General features: G+C 73.5%; 15 protein-coding genes. 7 read left to right on the top strand and 8 right to left on the bottom strand.

Annotated features, from left to right (window positions below; all coding sequences use genetic code 11):
• Window positions 1–194 precede the first annotated feature (194 nt).
• On the top strand, window positions 195–3,563 hold the full coding sequence (locus tag ACWDS7_RS34190; RefSeq protein ID WP_451932623.1) for a BTAD domain-containing putative transcriptional regulator: 3,369 nt from the start codon (window positions 195–197) through the stop codon (window positions 3,561–3,563).
• A gap of 234 nt (window positions 3,564–3,797) precedes the next feature.
• A complete protein-coding gene (locus ACWDS7_RS34185; RefSeq protein ID WP_451932622.1) occupies window positions 3,798–5,933 on the top strand; it encodes a histidine kinase in 2,136 nt (711 codons plus the stop codon).
• Here the strand turns inward: ACWDS7_RS34185 and ACWDS7_RS34180 are convergent.
• Complete coding sequence (locus ACWDS7_RS34180) at window positions 5,875–6,483, bottom strand: response regulator transcription factor (RefSeq protein WP_306861257.1); 609 nt, start codon at window positions 6,481–6,483, stop codon at window positions 5,875–5,877. The two genes, ACWDS7_RS34185 and ACWDS7_RS34180, sit on opposite strands and share 59 nt — an antisense overlap.
• Before the next feature lie 98 nt (window positions 6,484–6,581).
• On the opposite strand from ACWDS7_RS34180, the gene ACWDS7_RS34175 reads away from it, so the two are divergent.
• A complete protein-coding gene (locus ACWDS7_RS34175; protein WP_451932621.1) occupies window positions 6,582–7,313 on the top strand; it encodes an ABC transporter ATP-binding protein in 732 nt (243 codons plus the stop codon).
• Window positions 7,313–9,742: an FtsX-like permease family protein gene (locus tag ACWDS7_RS34170; protein ID WP_451932624.1), complete on the top strand. Its 2,430-nt coding sequence runs from the start codon at window positions 7,313–7,315 to the stop codon at window positions 9,740–9,742. The genes ACWDS7_RS34175 and ACWDS7_RS34170 overlap by 1 nt, the downstream gene beginning before the upstream one ends.
• A 121-nt stretch (window positions 9,743–9,863) precedes the next feature.
• On the opposite strand, the gene ACWDS7_RS34165 is transcribed toward ACWDS7_RS34170, so the two are convergent.
• A complete protein-coding gene (locus tag ACWDS7_RS34165; RefSeq protein WP_451932620.1) occupies window positions 9,864–10,061 on the bottom strand; it encodes a hypothetical protein in 198 nt (65 codons plus the stop codon).
• A gap of 83 nt (window positions 10,062–10,144) precedes the next feature.
• A complete protein-coding gene (locus ACWDS7_RS34160; RefSeq protein WP_306875438.1) occupies window positions 10,145–10,624 on the bottom strand; it encodes a MarR family winged helix-turn-helix transcriptional regulator in 480 nt (159 codons plus the stop codon).
• 92 nt (window positions 10,625–10,716) lie between these two features.
• On the opposite strand from ACWDS7_RS34160, the gene ACWDS7_RS34155 reads away from it, so the two are divergent.
• Window positions 10,717–11,010, top strand: coding sequence for an antibiotic biosynthesis monooxygenase (locus tag ACWDS7_RS34155; RefSeq protein WP_451932619.1), 294 nt, complete (start codon window positions 10,717–10,719; stop codon window positions 11,008–11,010).
• A gap of 142 nt (window positions 11,011–11,152) precedes the next feature.
• Entirely contained in the window at window positions 11,153–12,004 is an 852-nt protein-coding gene (locus ACWDS7_RS34150) for an SDR family oxidoreductase (protein ID WP_451932618.1), read from the top strand.
• On the opposite strand, the gene ACWDS7_RS34145 is transcribed toward ACWDS7_RS34150, so the two are convergent.
• Window positions 11,986–14,181 carry an MMPL family transporter gene (locus ACWDS7_RS34145; protein ID WP_451932617.1) on the bottom strand — a complete coding sequence of 732 codons (2,196 nt, stop codon included), beginning with the start codon at window positions 14,179–14,181 and terminating at the stop codon, window positions 11,986–11,988. The genes ACWDS7_RS34150 and ACWDS7_RS34145 overlap by 19 nt on opposite strands.
• 510 nt (window positions 14,182–14,691) lie before the next feature.
• Here ACWDS7_RS34145 and ACWDS7_RS34140 point away from each other — a divergent pair.
• Window positions 14,692–15,354: a lysoplasmalogenase gene (locus ACWDS7_RS34140; protein WP_451932616.1), complete on the top strand. Its 663-nt coding sequence runs from the start codon at window positions 14,692–14,694 to the stop codon at window positions 15,352–15,354.
• A gap of 48 nt (window positions 15,355–15,402) precedes the next feature.
• On the opposite strand, the gene ACWDS7_RS34135 is transcribed toward ACWDS7_RS34140, so the two are convergent.
• The 4 genes from ACWDS7_RS34135 to ACWDS7_RS34120 all read right to left on the bottom strand — a co-directional run bounded on the left by ACWDS7_RS34135 (window position 15,403) and on the right by ACWDS7_RS34120 (window position 18,880).
• The gene (locus tag ACWDS7_RS34135; protein WP_306861244.1) at window positions 15,403–16,062 is read right to left on the bottom strand and encodes an HNH endonuclease family protein; all 660 of its coding nucleotides are present in this window, start codon (window positions 16,060–16,062) and stop codon (window positions 15,403–15,405) included.
• Window positions 16,063–16,337: 275 nt separating this feature from the next.
• Window positions 16,338–16,859, bottom strand: a complete 522-nt coding sequence (locus ACWDS7_RS34130; protein ID WP_451932615.1) for a hypothetical protein — start codon at window positions 16,857–16,859, stop codon at window positions 16,338–16,340.
• Window positions 16,860–17,171: 312 nt separating this feature from the next.
• Window positions 17,172–17,945: an ABC transporter permease gene (locus ACWDS7_RS34125; protein ID WP_451932614.1), complete on the bottom strand. Its 774-nt coding sequence runs from the start codon at window positions 17,943–17,945 to the stop codon at window positions 17,172–17,174.
• A complete protein-coding gene (locus tag ACWDS7_RS34120) occupies window positions 17,942–18,880 on the bottom strand; it encodes an ATP-binding cassette domain-containing protein (RefSeq protein ID WP_451932613.1) in 939 nt (312 codons plus the stop codon). Before ACWDS7_RS34120 ends, ACWDS7_RS34125 begins: the two co-directional genes overlap by 4 nt.
• Between the last annotated feature and the right edge of the window lie 117 nt (window positions 18,881–18,997).

The raw sequence follows: 18,997 nt of genomic DNA, 5'->3' as shown, positions 1-18,997 counted from the left end.
TGCTCCACCGCCAGGTTCCACGGCCGCCCGGCCTGCTCGAACCCCTCGTCGCCCGCCACCAGGACCCGGCCCCGGACCGCGTTCCTCAGCTCGTTCATGATCTCTCCTTCCGTTGGTCCTAGTTTGGGCCGGTCGGTATGGGATCGAGCTGGGGTCCAGTTGAGGTACCGATGTAAGACGATGAAAGAGGGCGTATGCCGACCGATATGACCTTCCGGCTGTTCGGTCCGCTTGAGGTGGCCGACGGCTTGGGCCGGCCGCTCGACCTGGGCACCCGCAAGCAGCGCGCGCTGGTGGCGATGCTGGCCCTGGAGCCCGGCCGGGTGGTCTCACTCGACCGGCTGATCGACGAGCTGTGGACCGGTGAGCCGCCCGCGGGCGCGACCAGGACGCTCCAGGCCTACATCGCGCACCTGCGCAAGGTGCTGGAGCCGGACCGGCCGCCCCGCATGCCGCCCCGGATCCTGCTCACCCGCGAACCCGGCTACCTGCTGGCCGTCGCTCCCGGCCAGGTCGACCTGACCCGCTTCACCGCCTGGGCCGCCGAGGGCCGCAGGGCGCTGGCGCGGGGCGCGCACGCCGAGGCGCTCCGGGTGCTGGAGCGGGCGCTGGATCTGTGGCGGGGGGACCCGCTGGGGGAGTTCGCCGACCAGGAGTTCGCCCAGCCGGTCGTGGCGCGGCTGGGCGAGCTGTGTGACACCGCCGTCGAGGACAGGTTCGAGGCCAGGCTGGCGCTGGGCGAGAGCGGCACGTGCGTGCCGGACCTGGAGGCGCTGGTGGAGACGTACCCCTACCGGGAGCGGCTGTGGGGGCTGCTGGTGCTGGCGCTGTACCGGGCGGGCCGGCAGGCCGACGCGCTGGCCGCGCTCCGCAGGGTCCGCGCCAGGCTCGCCGGCGACCTCGGCATCGAGCCGGGCCCCGAGCTGCGGCGGCTGGAACAGGCGGTGTTCGAGCAGGCGAGCGGGCTTGAGGCGCGGCCCGTCGCGCCCGCCGTCCTCGGCACGCCCGCCGCCCCCGACGGCTCCGGCACGTCCACCGTCCCCGCCCCGCCGCCCGTCGCGGCCGTCGCGCCCTGGCCCGCCGGGACGGCGGCCGGGGAGGGGCCGGTCGCGGCGCGGGCGCGGGAGGGGCTGGTGGCACGGCAGGAGCAGCTCCTGCGGCTGGAGGAGCGGCTGGCGGAGGTACGGCGCGGCCACGGCGGCACCGTGCTGATCACCGGGGAGGCGGGGATCGGTAAGACCCGGCTCGCCCAGGCCGCGGCCGACCAGGCGGCCGCGCGCGGTTTCGGAACGGCCTGGGGCCGCTCCGTCGACGGTACGGCCCCCGCCTTCTGGCCCTGGACCCAGGTGCTGCGCGCGCTCGGGGCCGACGCGGGCCTGCTCACGGGTGAGACGCCGCGCGGCCAGGACCCCGACGCGGCGCTGTTCGAGCTGTACGGGCGGGTCGTGTCCGTGCTGACCTCGACCGGCGGGCCGCTGCTGGTGCTCCTGGAGGATCTGCACTGGGCCGACGCCTCCTCGCTCGGACTGCTGAGCTTCGTCGCCGGCGAGCTGGCCGGCCACCCGGTGCTGGTGGTGGCCACGCTCCGCCCCGAGCCCGGCGAGCACCCCGGGCAGCTGCGCGACACCCTCGCCGCGCTGTCCAGGGAGCAGGCGACCGAACGGGTGGCGCTGGACCCGTTCGACGCCGCCGGCGTCTCGTCCTACCTGCGCTCGCGGCGGATCGACGGGGCGCCGGAGCTGGTCGCCCTGCTGCTGGAGCGGACCGGCGGGAACCCCTTCTACCTCGGAGAGCTGCTGCGCCTGCGGGAGAGCGAGCACGGCCTGCTGGACGCCGTCCCCCCGGGGGCACGCGACGTCATCGAACGCCGTGTCGCCCGGCTCCCGGAGGAGACGCGCGAGCTGCTGCGCGCCGCCGCGGTGACCGGCCGCGAGGTGGACGTCGACCTGCTCGGCGCCATCACCGGCCTCCCCGCCGAGCCGGTGATGTCGCTGCTGGAACCGGCGGTGGCGACCGGCCTGCTGGCCGAGACGCCCGGCGGCTTCGACTACCGCTTCTCCCACGCGCTGGTGCGCGACGCGCTGTATGCCGGGCTGAGCCGCCTGGAGCGGGCCCGGCTGCACCTCAGGGCGGGCCGGGCGCTGGAGCCCCTGCTGCCCGAGGCCGAGTCGGCCACGCTGGCCCACCACTTCGCCCTGGCCGCGAAGGTGGGCGGCGCGGCCAAGGCGGTGGAGCACGCCTCCCGGGCGGCCCGGCACGCGACGGCGCAGCTCGCCTACACCGAGGCCGTGGAGTTCTGGGAGCTCGCGCTGGCGGCGCTGCCGCCGGGTGACGGCGTGGCCAGGTCCACGCTGCTGGCCGGGCTGGGAGAGGCCCGCCGTACCGTGGGCCAGGCCGAGGCGGCCCACCGCGACCTGGAGGAGGCGGTCGAGCTGGCCCTGCGGGCGGGGGACCGGGCGGCGCTGGTCTCCGCGATCACCGTGCTCGGCGGGCCGGCCATGTGGCACTGGCGTTCCTACGGCGAGGTGGACGGGCGGATGGTCGAGGTGATCGAGGACCTGCTGGCCGGGCCGCTGACCGAGCGCGACCGGGCGGCGCTGCTGGGCACGCTCGCCCTGGAGCTGTACTACGGGCCGCGCCGCGCCGAGGGGGAACGGCACGCGGCCGAGGCGGTGAAGATCGCCCGCCGGGTGGGGGACACCGCGCTGCTCGCCCGCACCCTCAACAACTACATGACCGCGGTCTGGGTCCCCGGCAGCACTCCGGAGCGGCTGCGGGCGGCCGAGGAGATGCTCGCCCTGCCGGGCCTGCCGCGGGCGGCCGAGCTGGTGGCCAGGATCTCCCGGATGGCGTGCCTGCTGCGCATGGGGGACCTGGCCGGATGGGACCGTGACCTGGCCCGCTGCCGGCGGCTGCTGGGCCAGGCGCCCCGCCCGGAGCTCGAGGGGATGGTGCGCATCGCCGAGACCGCCCGCCGTACCCTCGACGGGCGGTGGGAGGAGGCGGAGTCGCTGCTGGGCAGGTTCGGCGCGATGCGGTTCGGCTCCAGCCGCTGGGGTGAGCGCTTCCGCCTGCTGGTGACGACCTACACGTGCAGGCGGGGGCAGGGCCGGGCCGCCGAGGTCGTCGACGAGCTGGTCGCCGCGGCCGAGGATCCGCAGCTGGTCCCGCTCCGGCCGGTCGCGGTCCTGGCCGCCCTTGAGGCGGGCCGGCCCGATCTGGCCCGTGAGCTCGTCGGGCGCTGGGGCACCGAGGTCGGGGAGGACTGGATCGCCGACTTCCTCATCCCCGTCTGGGGGCTGGTCGCCGCCAGGCTGGGGGTCCCCGATCCCGGGGAGTGCTACGACAGGCTCCTGCCGTACGCGGACCAGCTGATCGTCGCCGGGATGGGCAGTGCGGGCTGGGGCTCCACCCACCTGGTCCTCGCCGAGCTGGCCGGGCGGCTGGGCCGTACGGCGGCGGCCCGCGACCACGCCCGCGCCGCACTTGAGACGCACCGCGACCTCGGTCTCACGCATCTGGAGGAGGAGAGCCGGGCGCTCCTGGCCCGCCTCGCCGGGTGAGCCCCGGACCCGCGGCCGTCCACGTCCGTCCGGCCGGTCGGCCGCGGGTCGCGCCCCCTCCCGTCCTGACCGCCCTCTCCCGTCCTGACCGCTCCGGCCGTCCCGGCCGTTCTGGCCGCTTGACCGCCCTCTCGTCCTGACCGCCCCGGCCGTTCTGGCCGCTTGACCGGCTGTCCGTCACCATCGTGCCGAGCACTAGGCTTCTGCCCTGGTCTGCGCACTTGGGGGAGCCGGATGACTGGTCTGGCACGGGGGATCGTCACCGTGGTGCTGGCGGGGTTCGCGGCCGTCTACGTCTTCGCCGGCTCGCCGCTCGCGATCGTGGTCTTCGGGCTCCAGCTCTGCTACGTGTTCCCCTCCCTGCGGAGGTTCAGGGGATGGTGGCTGCTCGCCGTACAGGCCGCGGCCGTCTACGCCGCGACGCTCGGCTCCGGCACGTCCGTCGGGATCCTCGGCTTCCTGGGCGGATCGCTGCTGCTGACGCCGTGGTGGCCGCTCGTCCTGCCCGTCGTGCTCAGCGCCGCCCTGATCGGGCCCGCGGACTCCGCGATCAGCATGGTGCTGATCAGCCTGGTCGTCTACGGCCTCACCAGGCTCACCGAGCGGGTCGACGAGGTGCACGCCGCCCGGCTCGCCCTGGCGATGGCCGCGGTCGCGCAGGAGCGGCTGCGGATCGCCGCCGGGCTCAGCGACGGTCTCGGCAGGGGGCTCGCCGAGATCACCAGGGGTGTCCGGCTGGCCCTTGAGGAGCCGGACCGCGTGGCGGAGGTGCTCGGCGAGGTCGTCGGCACCGCCCGCGCCTGCCTGGCCGACGCCAGGAACGCCGCGGCCGGCTACCGGGCCATGTCGCTGGCGCCCGAGGTGGCCACCGCCCGCGCGATGCTGGCCGCCGCCGGGGTGCCGGTGGAGGTGCGCATCGGTCACGCGGAGCCGCTGGGGCCCGCGGGCGCGCTGCTGGCCACCGTGCTTCGGGAGGCCGTGACCGAGATCGTGCGGCGGGGCACGGCCAGGACGTGCCTGATCGAGACGGTCGCCGAGGACGGGAGGGCGGGGCTCCGCGTCGTCAGCGACGACGCGCCCACCGCCGAGGACGAGAATCTGGGCGACCTGCCCGCCCAGATCGCCGCCGCGGGCGGCACCCTGTCCACCGGGCTCACCCCCGAGGGCCGGCTGGTCGTCGACGTCATGCTCCCCGACGTCCGCAGGCCCGTGGCGGCGGCCGAGGACCGGAGCGCCTACGGGCTCTCCGTCGCCCTGCTGGGCGCCGTGCTGGTGGGTTTCTCGATCAAGGCGCTGCTGGCCGTCCCCGCGGACCTGGCCCTGCCCGCCGCCGCCTGCCTCGCCGCGATCGTCGTCATGCAGCTCCGCTCGGTCAACGGGCGGCACACGGTGGCGCTCGTCCTGATGGCGCTGCTCACCTACCTGCCGGTCGCCGTGTTCGGGCGCACGTGGCTGGGCGTGGCGGGCTTCCTCGCCGGGCCGCTCCTGCTCGCCCTCCCCTGGGCGGTGGCCGTGCCGCTGGTCGCCTGCGTGACGGCGAGTGTCGGGGTGATGGCCGTACTGCTCGGCCTGCCGCTCCCGTTGACGGTCAACTACGTCGTGAGCACGCTGGTGACCGGCCTGGTCGTCTACAGCCTGCAGCGCCTGGCCCAGCTCGTGAAGGAGCTCCAGGCCGCCCGGGAGGAGCTCGCCCGCTCGGCGGTCGTCGAGGAACGCCTGCGCGCCGCCCGTGACCTCCACGACCTGCTCGGGCACAGCCTGGCCGCGATCCTGCTCAAGTGCGAGCTCGCCCGCCGCCTGGGACCCGGACCGGCCCGCGCCGAACTGGAGGACGTACTGACCATGACCGGGCGGGCCGAGGCGGACGTGCGGGCCGTCTCCGGCGACGCGCACGGCATGTCCCTGGCCGTGGAGGCGGAGTCGGCGCGGTCGGTGCTGGCCGCCGCGGGCATCGAGACAGCGGTCGACCTGGCGCACGGCGCGCTCCCCGCCGAGGTCGAGACCGTGCTGAGCGCGGTGCTCCGGGAGGCGGTGACCAACGTGCTGCGGCACAGCGCCGCCCGCTCCTGCGCGATCTCGACGGAGCCGGGGGGCGGCGGGGTACGGCTCCGCGTCCGGAACGACGGGGCGCCCCCCTCCACCGGCAGGAGGGGGTCGTCGGGGATCGGCAACCTGACGACCCGCCTGGCGGCCCTGGACGGGACGCTCACGGCCGGAGCGGACGACGGCTGGTTCGAGCTGGACGCCTGGGCGCCCCACGGACCCGCCGGAGCGCCTCTCCCCGGCCGGACCGGCCGGCCTCCGGAGCCGGTCAGATCCAGCCGGCCTCGGAGGCGATGCGGACGGCGTCGGTACGGTTGCGGGCGTTGAGCTTGGTGACGATCGTGGTGAGGTAGTTGCGCACCGTCCCCGCGCTCAGATAGAGCCGCCCGGCGATCTCGGTGGCCTCCGCCCCCTCGGCCGCCAGCCGGAGCACGTCGGCCTCGCGGGGGGTGAGCGGGTTGTCGGCCAGATCCCACGCGGTGACCGCGAGCGAGGGATCGAGCACCCGCTCCCCGCCCGCCACCTTGCGGATCCCGGAGACCAGCTCCTCGGGCGGCGCGGTCTTCAGCAGGAACCCGTCCACCTGCGCGCCGAGCGCCCTGCGCAGGTGCCCGGGCTTGCCGTACCCGGTCAGCATGAGCACCCGGCAGCCGGGCAGCTCGGCGCGGAGCACGGCCGCGGCGGCCAGGCCGTCCAGGGTGCCGGGCATGTCGATGTCGAGCACCGCGACGTCCGGACGGTGGATCAGGGCCGAGGGGACGACGGCGTCGCCGGACTCGACCGCGGCGACGACCTCAAGGTCCGGTTCGAGGCCGAGCAGCGCGACCAGGGCTCCCCTGATGACGTGCTGATCCTCTGCCAGAAGCACGCGAATCACAGGCATATGTCTATCAGTGTCCGGATCATGATGACGTCATGATGCACGCGTGATCGCGTCTCTGGCCCGCGTCGCAGCAGGTCGGCAGGGTTGGAGCCATGACGGATGCGGTGCGCTTGGACGCGGTGAGCAAGGTGTACGGGAAAGGCCAGGGGGCCGTGGCCGCCCTGCGCGAGGTGTCGGCGGCCTTCGCCCGGGGGAGCTTCACCGCGGTGATGGGCCCCTCCGGATCGGGCAAGAGCACGTTCCTGCACTGCGCGGCCGGGCTGGACGTGCCCTCCTCCGGCTCGGTACGGCTGGGCGGCACCGAACTGGCCGGGATGGACGAGACGGCGCTGACGGTGCTGCGCAGGCAGCGGGTCGGGTTCGTGTTCCAGGCGTTCAACCTGGTCTCGTCGCTCACCGTGCTCGACAACGTCACGCTCCCCCTGCGGCTGGCCGGCGTCCGCGTGGACAGCGCGTGGCTGGCCGAGGTCGTGCGGCGGGTCGGCCTGGAGGGCCGGACCGGCCACCTGCCGGCCCAGCTCTCCGGCGGCCAGCAGCAGCGGGTGGCGATCGCGCGGGCGCTGGTCACCAGGCCCGAGGTGGTGTTCGGCGACGAGCCGACGGGCGCGCTCGACACGATGACCGCCCGCGACGTGCTGACGCTGCTGCGCGAGGTCGTCGACGGGATGGGCCAGACGGTGGTCATGGTGACGCACGACCCGGTGGCGGCGTCGTACGCCGACACCGTCCTGTTCCTGGCCGACGGCCGGATCGTGGACGCCATGGCCGCGCCGACCTCCGAGAAGGTCGCCGAGCGGATGACGAGGCTGGGGGCGTGGAAGTGATGATCGGGTTCGCGTTGCGGACACTCCGGCACCGCAAGGCCGGGTTCGCGGGCGCCTTCGTGGCCCTGCTCTGCGCCGCCGCGCTGGTCTGCGCCTGCGGGATGTTGCTGGAGACCGGATTGCGCGGCGCCGTCGCGCCCGAGCGCTACGCGGGCGCCCCGGTGATCGTGGCCGGTGACCAGTCCGTCCGCCGGACGGTCGGCGGATCCGAGGGGAAGTCGAAGACCAAGGCCAAGCCGCTGGCCGAACGGGCGTGGATCCCCGCCTCGCTGGCCGAGCGGCTGCGCCGGGTCCCCGGGGTCGAGCGGGTGGTCACCGAAGTGATCTTCCCCGTCTACACCGGGGCGGGCCGGGCACAGGGCCACGGCTGGGAGTCGGCCGCGCTCACCCCGTTCACGCTGCGTTCGGGCCGCGGGCCGCGGGCCGGTGACGAGGTGGTCGTGGACGCCCGTTCGGGCCTGGCCGTGGGCGCCCGGCTGGACGTGGTGACCGGGGAGGGAGCGCGGAGCTACCGGGTGGCGGGCGTCACCGCGCAGGCCCTGCCCGGCCAGGCCACGCTCTTCTTCGCCCCCGCCGAGGCCCGCCGGCTGGCCGGCCGGCCGGGGCAGGTCAGCGCCATCGGCGTCTTCCCGCAGGTGGACGTGTCCGCCGCGCTGAAGGACGTCAAGGCGCTCGCCCACACCGGGGACGGCCGAGGCACGGTCGAGTTCCTCGACGCCGAGAAGGCACGGGCGACGCTGGTCAGCCTGGGCGGCGCGCTGGGCGGCACGTCGCTGCTCGTCGCGGTCCTCGTCGTGACCGGCACGTTCTCCCTGTCCATCCAGCAGCGCCGACGGGAGATCGCCCTGCTGCGCGCCGTCGCGGCCACCCCGGGACAGGTGCGCAGGCTGCTCGGCGGCGAGGCCCTGCTGGTCGCCGGCGTCGCCGGGCTCATCGGTTCCGGCGCGGGTGTCGGGCTGGGCTTCTGGCTGCGCTCCAGGTTCGTGGCGCTGGGCGCGATGCCCGAGCACCTGCGGCTGGTGGTCAGCCCGTTCCCGGTGATCGTCGCGCTGGCGGCCACCGTGCTGGCCGCGTGGGCCGCGGCGCTCCTGTCCGCCCGGCGGGTCATCAGGATCCGGCCCGTGGAGGCGCTCGGCGAGGCGGCCCTGCCGGCGGCGCGGCTGCCCCGGGCCCGGACGGTCGCCGGTCTGCTCCTCACCGGCGGCGGCGTCGCGCTGACCCTCCTGCTGTCGGCGCTGTCGACCGAGGCGGCCTCCAGCCCGGTCACCATGCTCACCGCGCTGGTGTGGACGGCCGCCGTGGCGCTGCTCGGCCCGGTCGTCGCGCGGGCGGCGACGGCCCTGCTCGGGCCGCTGCTGCGGGCGGCCGGGGCCGGCGGTCACCTGGCCGCGGCCAACCTGCGCGCCGGCTCCGCGCGGCTGGCGTCCGTCGTCACGTCGCTCGGCCTGATGACCGCGATGACCTGCACGATCCTGTCCGTCCAGACCACGATGGGGCACGCCGCGCAGGAGCAGGCCGGCGCAGGCAGCCGCGCCGACTACGTCCTCGGCCCGCGGGTCCCGGGCGTCGTCGCGCGGGCGCTGCGGGAGATGCCCGGCGTCGAGGCGGTCACCGAGGTGCTGCACACCTCGGTGCGGGTCGGTCTCGACAAGTACGGCGCGCAGGCGGTGACCGCCGACGGCTTGGACCGGACGGTCGACCTGGACGTGGTGTCGGGCTCGCTCGACCGTCTCGGCCAGGGGGACATCGCGGTCAGCGAGAACGCGGCCGGGCGGCTCGGCGCCGCCGTCGGCGGCCGGGTGAGCCTCACGCTGGGCGACGGCACCCCGGTCACGCTCGGGGTCGTCGCGATCTACGCCCGCGGCCTGGGCTTCGGCGAGCTCACCCTCCCCCACGCGCTGGTGGCCCAGCACGTGGACGACCCGCTCGGGACCCTGCTCGTCTCGGCGCCCTCCGTGTCCCGCGCCGCGATCGCCGGGGCGGCCCCCGGGGCCGTCGTGCTCGACCGGGCCCAGGCGGTCGAGGCGGTGGCGTCCAACGCCGGGGTCAACTACGTGGCGATGGGCCTGATCGTCGCCTTCACCGCGATCGCCGTGGTCAACACGCTGGCCATGTCGACCTCGGACAGGTCTCGCGAGCTGGCGCTGCTCCGCCTTGTCGGCACCACACGGCGGCAGGTGCTGCGGATGCTCCGGCTGGAGACGCTCGTGGCGGTCGTGGTCGCGGTGGTCCTCGGCACGGGGATCGCGCTGGTCACACTGGCGGCGTTCAGCCTGGGCATGACCGGCTCGGCCGTGCCGTACGTCGACCCGCTCGGCTATGTCGCGGTGGTCGCCGCCGCGGCGGTCCTCGCCCTGGTGGCGACCGTGCTCCCGGCCCGGCTCCTGCTGCGGGAGCACCCGGCGGAGGCCGTCGGCGCGCGGCAGTGAGCCGGTGGGGCCCCGGCCCCTCCACTCCGGCCGCCGGCGCCCACGGGCCGAGGTGGTCGCCCGGGTGTGCCCTGGCCGACCCGCGCGGGTCGCCTGGACGGCCGGTCTGGCCACGGGCCACTCAGGCGTTGCACAGCTCCAGACCGCGGCGCGCGTGGGACGCGTAGTCCTCACCGTCGAGCCCGCGCAGGAGCTCGGCCGCGAGGGCCCGCCGCTGGGCGGGATCAAGGTTCATGGGCATGACGATCGGCATCAGCTCGACCACGCCGCCGGGCAGGTGCCGGACGTGACAGGGGAGGAGGGAGGAAGTGTGAACCACCCTCTGACTATTCCAGCCGCCACCGACAATCCCGCAATCCGGGCGATCGGGCGGGACGGCCGGGGCGGCGCCGCGCTGACCTTTCAGCGGTCGGCCGCGTCGGCGCCGGTCGCGCGCCAGCCGATCTGGAGCCGGGCGACCTCCTGAAGAATGTTTTTGAAGTCGGCGTAGACCTGCTCGCCGACGGCCGCCGCGTGGCGCCGCTCGATGGCCGCCATGATGGCGTCCGAACGGGTCATCTCGTCCAGCCCGAGCGCGGTGGGGACCACCAGCTTGGCCCGGCGGTCTTCCGGGTCGGGCTCACGGCGCACGTAGCCCAGCTCGACCAGCTCGTCGACGAGGGTGCCGATCACCTGCTTGTGCTGGCCGGACAGCCGGGACAGCTCCGTCGCGCGGCTGCCCTCCGCGTCGAGATAGGCCAGCACGGCACCGTGCCGCGGCCGCAGCCGGGGGTGTCCCTGCTCGGCGAGAGTCTCGAACAGCTCCTTCTGCATGGCGAACAGGACCTGGCCGGCCAGGATGCCGAGGTCGGGCTCCGCCTGCTTGCGCGCGCTCCGCGTCATCTCCACCCCCTCACTCTAATTTAGTCACCAATCTTGATGGTCACTAAATTTTACTATATGGTCGAGCTGTACCACCGAGACAGGAGAGAGCGATGACGGCAACCGTGGAGATCACCCGTTTCCGAGTGGCGCCGGAGCGCGCCGGAGCACTGCTGGAAGCGCGGCCCGCCATGCTGGCGGACTTCCGCGCCGACCGCGCGGGGTTCCTCGGCGCCCGGCTGATCCGCCTGGCCGAGGACGAGTGGCTGGACATCGTCGACTGGCGCTCGTCGGAGGACTTCGCGGCCTCACGCGCCAAGGGGGCCAACCTGCCGGGGATCGCGGCCTTCTTCGCCGCGATCGACGCACTGGTCAGCTCCGAGGAAGGCACCGAGGAAGGCGACTGACCGCCGGGAGCGGCGCCGCCGCCCACCGCGGAACACCACGGACCGGGCCGTACTGCGGAACACCACGGACCGGGCCGTACTGCGGAACACCACCGGCCGGGCTGCCCCCCGACCGCGGAACACCATGAAAGGGACCACTGCCATGACCATCCTGATCACCGGCGCCAACGGCAACGTCTCCGGAGCCCTGCTCCGGTCCTTGAGCGCCGTCCCCGACGTCAAGCTACGCGCTCTGGTCCGCGACCCGGTCAAGGCTCCGGCGCTGCCCGGCGTCGAGGTGGCGGTCGGCGACCTGGACCGGCCCGACACGCTGACCGAGGCGTTCTCCGGCGTCGACACCCTGTGGCTGCTCACCGCGATGGGCCCCCAGGCGCCGCACGCCAGTATGAACGCCGTCTGGGCCGCCCGCCAGGCCGGGGTCAGGCACATCGTGCGCCTGTCGGCCGTCGGCGCCGCCCACGACGCCCCCACCCGCAACGGCCGCCTGCACGCCCTGTCCGACGACGAGTTGCGGGCCTCAGGCATCGACTGGACGATCATCAAGCCGCACTTCTTCATGCAGAACCTGCTCGGTTCGGTGAACGGCGACGTCCTGTACGGCGGGCTCGGCGAGGGGCGTCTGGGCCTGATCGACGTCCGCGACATCGCCGACTTCGGGGCGCGCGTCCTGACCGACCCCCGGGCCCACGCGGGCAAGACCTACACCCTCACCGGCCCGGCCGCGATCTCCCTGCACGAGGCCGCCGCCACCCTGGGACCGGTGCTCGGCGCCCCCATCACCTACCAGTCCCTTCCGGACGAGCAGGTCTACGAGTCCATGATCGGATTCGGTGTACCCGAGTGGATCGCCGCGGTCAGCGTCGAGTACGGCAGGGCCTACGCGGGCGGCTGGGGCGACTTCACCACCACGGACTTCCCCGACGTGGTCGGCCGCGAGGCCCGCGCCTTCGCCGAGTTCGCCCGCGATCACGCCGCTCACCTCCGTGCCGCGTGACCCTGGTCCGGTCGGGCGGGCAGCCGGGCCCCGGTCCGGGCTGCCGCGCCGATCCCGCCCGCACCGGCCGCGGGAGACCTGGGCCACCATGCCCGGTGGCCGAGCAGCCCCAGGACGGCGGGCAGCAACAGCGCCCGGACGAGGAAGACGTCGATCGCGACGGCCAGGACCAGCCCGACACCGATCATCTTCATGAAGATGATCGACGAAGCGGCGAACCCGCCGACCACCACGGCCAGCAGCAGGCCGGCACTGGTGATCACGGAGGCGGTCCGCTGCGCGCCCACCGCCACCGCCTCCACGGGGTCGCCGGTGGCCTCGTAGTGCTCGCGCACGCGGGAGAGCATGAACACCTGGTAGTCCATGGCCAGCCCGAAGGCGATGGCCACGATCAGCACGGGGAAGTTCGCGTCGATCGCGCCGATCGGCTCGAACCCCAGCAGCGCCGCCCCGACGCCGTCCTGGAAGATCAGCGTGACCACGCCGAAGGCGGCCAGCAGGGACAGCCCGCTCATGAAGACGGTGATCAGGGGCAGTGCCGCCGAGCGGAACGCCAGGAACAGCACGGCGGCCGAGACCAGGCTGACGAACAGGGCCATCCACGGCGCCCGCGCACCGATCATGTCCACGATGTCCACCCGGGAGACGGGCATGCCGGTGAACAGCACCTCGGCGTCCGCGGGCGGGTCCTGTGCCCGGAGCCGGGCGACCATGTCACGGGCCTGGGGGGACATCGGGTCCATGGCGTAGGAGAGGGTGAGGCGGGCCAGCGATCCATGGGTCCCGGTCACGGCCGCGCCCTCGACGCCGTCCACCGCGTCGAGCCGCCGGGCGTAGGCGTCCAGCCGCTGACGGGCGTCCTGCCCGTCGGCGGCCTCACGCATCGTCACCACGGCGGTGACCACCTTGGCCGGATCGCGGTCGAAGCGCTGCCGGAGCTGCGCGGTGACGGCGCGCGCGTCGGCGTCCGCGGGCAGCACCCAGTCGGCCGGCCGCGCCCAGTTCGCCCCGAGCGCCGGTGCCCCCAGCCCCACCAGTACGAGCACGAGCGCGGCGGTGGCCGGCCCGGGGCGGCGCATCACGGTGCGTGCCATCCGGTACCAGCGCCCGCGCCCGGAGACCGCGGCCCGGGCCCTGGGACGTGGCAGCGGGACGCGCCAGGCGTCGATGCGGTGCCCGGCGAACCGCAGCAGGGCGGGCAGCAGCGTCAGGGAGCCGATCACCGCGAAGACCACCACCGAGACCGCCGCGGACCCCATGGAGCTGAGGAAACGCGAGGGGAACAGGGCCAGACCGGCGAAGGAGATCGCCACGGCCAGGCCGGAGAAGGCCACCGTCCGCCCGGCGGTCGCGGTGGTGCGCTCCACGGCCTCGTCCACGCCGGCCCCCGCGGCCAGCTCCTCCCGGAACCGGCCGACCATGAACAGCGCGTAGTCGATGGCCAGCCCCAGCCCGAGAATGGTGATCACGTTGATCACGGAGCTGGACAGTTCGGTGAACGCGGTCAGGACCCGCAGGACGGCCAGCGAGCCGAGCGCCACCGTCGTGCCCACCGCGAGCGGCAGGGCGGCCGCCACGGCGCTGCGGAAGACGACCAGCAGCAGCACCAGGAGGACCGGCACGGAGAGGATCTCGGCCCGCGCGATGTCGCCCCCGGTCCGCGCGTTGACCTGCTCGGTCATGGCCACGGTGCCGCCGAACCTGACGGTGATCCCGGACGCGGCGGGCACCTGGAACCGCGCCTTGATCCTGGCCAGCTCGGCGACCTGCTCCCGGTCGCCGTCCTCGGCGAACTGAACGGTGACGTAGGTGGCGTGGCGGTCGTGGGAGACGTACTGCCCGGTCTTCGCCGGCCAGTACGACTCCAGGCGCGCGATGCCCTCGCGTGGCACACCGTCCAGGGCCCTGCGGACGGGGCCGGCGAACTCGGGGTCGTCGACGGTGGCGTTCTCGCTGTCGTAGAGCACGACGAGATCGGCGGACCACCGGCCCAGGGGGCCCGCCAGCAGCTCGTCGGCGCGGACCGACTCACTGCCCGGGTCGTCGAACCCGGCCCCGCCGGTCAGCGCGCCGAAGGTCCCCGTCCCCCAGACGCCGCCCAGCAGTGCCAACAGCACCGCGGCGGTGACGACCCACCAGCGGCGCCGTCCCGCCAGCCGTCCCAACGCTGCAAGCATCCCTGTTCCCCTAAATAGATAGTGGATAGTTTCGCTATCGGTATAAGAACTATCTACTCTGTGGACCGGACAGCGCAAGCGAGGATCGGGAAGTCGCCGGAGCGGGATCAGGAAGTCGCCGGGGTCATGCCGGCGTCGCCGGACTTCGGCGAGGCCGGCCCTGGCTGGTCGGCGGCGCCGATCACTCCGCCGCCCCGAGGTCGCCGGCGGCCCTGGAAGGGAAGCTGGGCGGCGCTTACCGGACCGGCAGGGAGGCTGGGCGGCTCTTACCGGATCGGTAAGTTACTCGCTAGTATCCCGCCATGCCCAATATCCCGGATGTCGTTCTGCGGGCCGCACCCGGATTCATCCCGCGCACAGTGCTGGAGATCCCTTCCTGCCGTTCGCATCCGGACGGCGGCGGACCCGGCCGCTCCGCCGAGGGCGCCGTGGCAAGTGCGGCCATGGGAATCGGCGGACCCCCGTTCGACGTCCTGTCGGGCCTCGCGCCCACGGCCGAGGGGTCCGCCCGTGTCCCGTAATCTACTGACCGCTTTCTGGGCCTGTTCGGCGCTCCACCTGCTGTCCCTGGTCACGGGCCTGACCACGGTCGAGTGGGTGAGCAAGGCGCTGCTGATGCCGCTGCTGGCGGCCTGGCTGCTGAGCCGGAGCGGCCCACGGCTGGTCGCGGCGGGTCTGCTCGCCTCCGCCGCGGGAGACGTCGCGCTCGAGATCGACGGGCTCTTCGTCGCGGGCATGGTCTGTTTCGCCGTCGCGCATGTGTGCTACGTGACGTTCTTCCTGCGGGGAGGGGGAGGCGGCGGGCGGCGGTGGGCGGTCCTCATCGGGTACGGCGTGCTCTGGCTGGTCCTCGTCGCCGCCCTCTGGCCGCGCCTGGGCGACCTGCGGATCCCCGTGGGCGTCTACTCCCTGATCCTCACCGCGACCGCCGTCACCTCCGCCTGGCACGGCCGACGGACCGGAGCCGGCGGCGCGCTGTTCCTGCTCTCGGACGGGCTGATCGCGCTGGGGCTGGCCGGGATCGACCTCCCGCTGCACGGTCCGCTGGTGATGACCACCTACATCGCCGCCCAGTACCTCCTGGCCTCAGGCGCGCTCCGGCGGCAGGCACTCCGGAAGGAGAGGCGTCCAACGCCGCCACGGGCGGTGCCCGGAGGAACCGCGGCCGGTTGACCCGGACCTCGCCGTCCGCGGTCCTCATCACCGCCGACGCGGGAACCACTACCTTCGGCAGGTGCGGAGCATGTTGAGCAGGGCCACCTTCTCCTCCCTGGTCACGAAGAGCCGGTAGTGATGCTTCACGGTGATCCATGAGGTCGCATAGCGGCACCAGTAGCTGCGGCGTGGCGGCCGCCAGCTCTGCGGCCCCTGGGCGCCCTTGGCGATGTTGACGGAGTGGCTGACCACCACCAGCTCGGGGCGGGTGAGGTCGTTGGCGAAGGCGCGCCGCCGCGCCTGGCTCCATCTGCTGGCGCCGGAGCGCCAGGCGTACGCCAGCGGCACGACGTGGTCGACGTCGACCTGCTTCTCGCTTTTCAGCCACTTGCCGTCGTACGGGCTGTACCAGACCCCCTTGACCGGGTGGCAGGCCGCGTTCCTGCGCACCCGTCGCCCGTCGCGGGCCAGGACCACCTCTCGTGCGTCGCACCTGCCCCTGTGGTGCGCCCATCGGGGCTGGAACCGCCGGTGGCTGTAACCACGGATCGACAATGGACCGGCGACTTTCAGCTGGGCCAGCATGCGGCGGGCCGGCGCCCCGGCATCGGCCTGTGGCCGCTTACGCGCGTCGGCCGCCGCCTGCGAGGCAGTGGTGACGGCGATGATCGGGGTGACCAGAAGGGTAAGTACGGCGACTCGGACCGTCCGCCTCAAGAAGACCATGGTTCCACCCATACCAGGCATTCCCCGCCGGCGGGGACGCCCCCGACGGCAGCCGCCCGCCGGCCCGCAGCCGTCCGGCCCGGATCGCCGGTCGATGAGCAGGCCGCCGGAGACCGTACGGCCCGCCTCAAGGGCGAATCTGGCCGGCGACATTCACAACCGGACACCGCCGATGCCGATCGGCGCTGCCTCATCGGAGATCGGTGCTGCCTCATCGGAGAAGGCTCTGACCGGACCGAGCAGGGCGACCTGCACCCATCAGCCTCCCCCCCCGCTCAGAGCGCGATCAGCACACCCAGCACCAGGGGCGAGCCGCCGATCACCACGACGTGCCGGATGTTCTGCAGGATGGGCATCACCCACCGGGGGAAGCCATGCTCGGCCGCCCTCAACAGGGCCCGCACGTCGACGCGCGCCAGAACCGGGTCGCCCTTACGGTCGAAGGCGGCCTTGACCGATGAGGCGGCGGTCAGGTTGCTGTAGATGATGAGGAAGTTGCCGACCAGGACGATCGGCTGGAAGACCCAGGACAGCGTCTGGCCCCGGTCGCTCCCGGACAGGTTCAGTACGGCCGGCGCCGACATCACCAGGGCGACCGTGATCGGGACGGCTGTTTCGTGACCGCTGGCGTCGAAGCTGAGCTTGTTCTGCTCCAGCACGGCGATGTGGACGCCCTGACGGGTCAGCTCCGCCTCCGCGTTCGCCTTCGCGTCGCTCCCGTAGCGGTGACGCACCAGCGGGATGCTCAGGAAGGCCGGCGCGATGAGCAGTTGCAGCGCCGCGGCGAATGCGATCATGACGGGGTTCTCCTTGTCAGGTGGCCTCGGGCGGTCCGTCCCTCCCGTTGGGCAAGACGATGCCGGTGACCGCTGACACCACGCGCATCATGGGCTGACACACGCTCTCAGCGCCTGTCAGAGCCGGTCAGGCCAACCGCTCGGTGCGGGTCCTCGAGCAACGACGGCGGTCTCAAGGGGCGACGCATCGCCGCGCGTCCCGGCGCCTGGCCGTCGCCGGGCGGAAGGAAGTCTCCCGCGATCCCCGGGCGGGAAAAGGCTCAGGGCCGTCGGACCCACTGGTCCGACGGCCCTGTTCGGCCGGTTTCATGGTCAGGCCTTGTTGAAGGTGTTCTTGGCCCAGAGGTAGGACACGGCGGCGATGCCGGCGCACCAGGCGGTGGCGATGGCGGCGCTGTTGCCGATCGGGGTGCCGAGGAGGAGGCCGCGGACGGTTTCCATGATCGGGGTGAAGGGCTGGTACTCGGCGAACCAGCGCAGGGCGGTGGGCATGGAGTCGGTGGGGACGAAGCCGCTGCCTAGGAAGGGCAGCAGGATCAGGGGCATCGGGGCGTTGCCGGCGGCCTCGGGGGTCGGGGACTTCAGGCCGAGGGCGACCGCGAGCCAGGTGATGGCCACGGCGAACAGGGTGAGCAGGCCGGTGGCGGCCAGCCACTCGGCGGCGGTGGCGTTCGGGCTGAAGCCGATCGCGAGGGCGATGCCGATGAGGACGGCCATGCCGAGCAGTTGCTGGATGACGCTGCCGACGACGTGGCCGGTGAGGACCGAGGCCCGGGAGATCCGCATGGTGCGGAAACGGGCGATGATGCCTTCGGTCATGTCGGTGGCGACCATGACGGCGGTCCCGGTCGCGGCGGTGGCCGCCGCCATGAGCAGGATGCCGGGGACGATGTAGTTGACGTAGGCGTCGCGGCCGCCGCCGAGTCCGTCGCCGAGGGTGCCGCCGAGGACGTAGACGAACAGGAGCAGGAGGACGACGGGCGTGGCGACCAGTTGCACGGTCATGGACGGGTAGCGGAGCAGACGCTTGAGCTGGCGCCGGACCATGGTGGAGGAGTCGCGCATGGCGAGGGGGAGGGTGCTCATCGGGTGGCCTCCTTCTGCTGGCCGGTGAGGGTGAGGAAGACGTCGTCGAGGTCGGGGGTGTGGACGCTCATGTCGGTGATGTCGATCGAGCGTTCGTCCAGGACGACGAGCAGTTCGCGGATCGCGCGGACGCCGCCGTCGCTCGGCACCTGCAGGGTGAGCGCCTCGGGGTCGGCGACCCCTGCGCCGATGAGGTGGCGAGCGGAGTCGAGCAGGTGCGTGTCGGCGAAGGTGAGCTCGATGTGGCCACCGGGGATGAGCCGCTTGAGCTCTTCGGCGGTGCCTTCGGCGATCAGCCGTCCGTGGTCGAGGAGGGCGATGCGGTCGGCGAGTTCGTCGGCCTCCTCCAGATACTGGGTGGTGAGGAAGATGGTGACGCCGCTCGCGACGAGTTCGCGCACGATCTGCCACATGGAGCGGCGGCTGCGCAGGTCGAGGCCGGTGGTGGGCTCGTCCAGGAAGATCAGGCGGGGGTCGCCGACCAGGGTCATCGCCAGGTCGAGCCGGCGTTGCATGCCGCCGGAGTAGGTTCCGGCCGGTCTGCGCGCCGCGTCGACCAGGTCGAAGCGGGCGAGCAGTTCGGCGGCCCTGCGCTTGCCGTCCCTGCGGGACAGGTGCTTGAGGTCGGCCATGAGGAGCAGGTTCTCCTCGCCGGTGAGCAGCTTGTCGACGGCCGAGTACTGGCCGGTGACACCGATCGCGCCACGCACGTCGTCCGGCCTGCGGGCCAGGTCATGGCCGGCGACCTGGACGGCGCCGCCGTCGGCGGGGATCAGGGTGGAGAGGATTTGGACGGTGGTGGTCTTGCCCGCGCCGTTCGGGCCGAGCAGGGAGAAGATCGTCCCTTCGGGGACGGTCAGGTCGACGCCGTCGAGCACGACCTTGTCGCCGTAGGACTTGCGCAGCCCGTTCGCCGCGATGGCCAGATTCCTCATGCTGGTGCTCCTCGGAGGTTGTGGGTCAGAGGCTGCGGGCGGTGATGTCGCCGTAGGCGGTGGTCGCGTGGATGGTGAGCTGGGCGGCGGTGCCTTCGGTGTTGTTGAGGGCGTTGT

It is taken from the genome of Streptosporangium sp. NPDC003464 (assembly GCF_053588315.1).
Note: the sequence above shows the minus strand (reverse complement) of the source record. Positions and strands in the feature narration are given on the sequence as shown.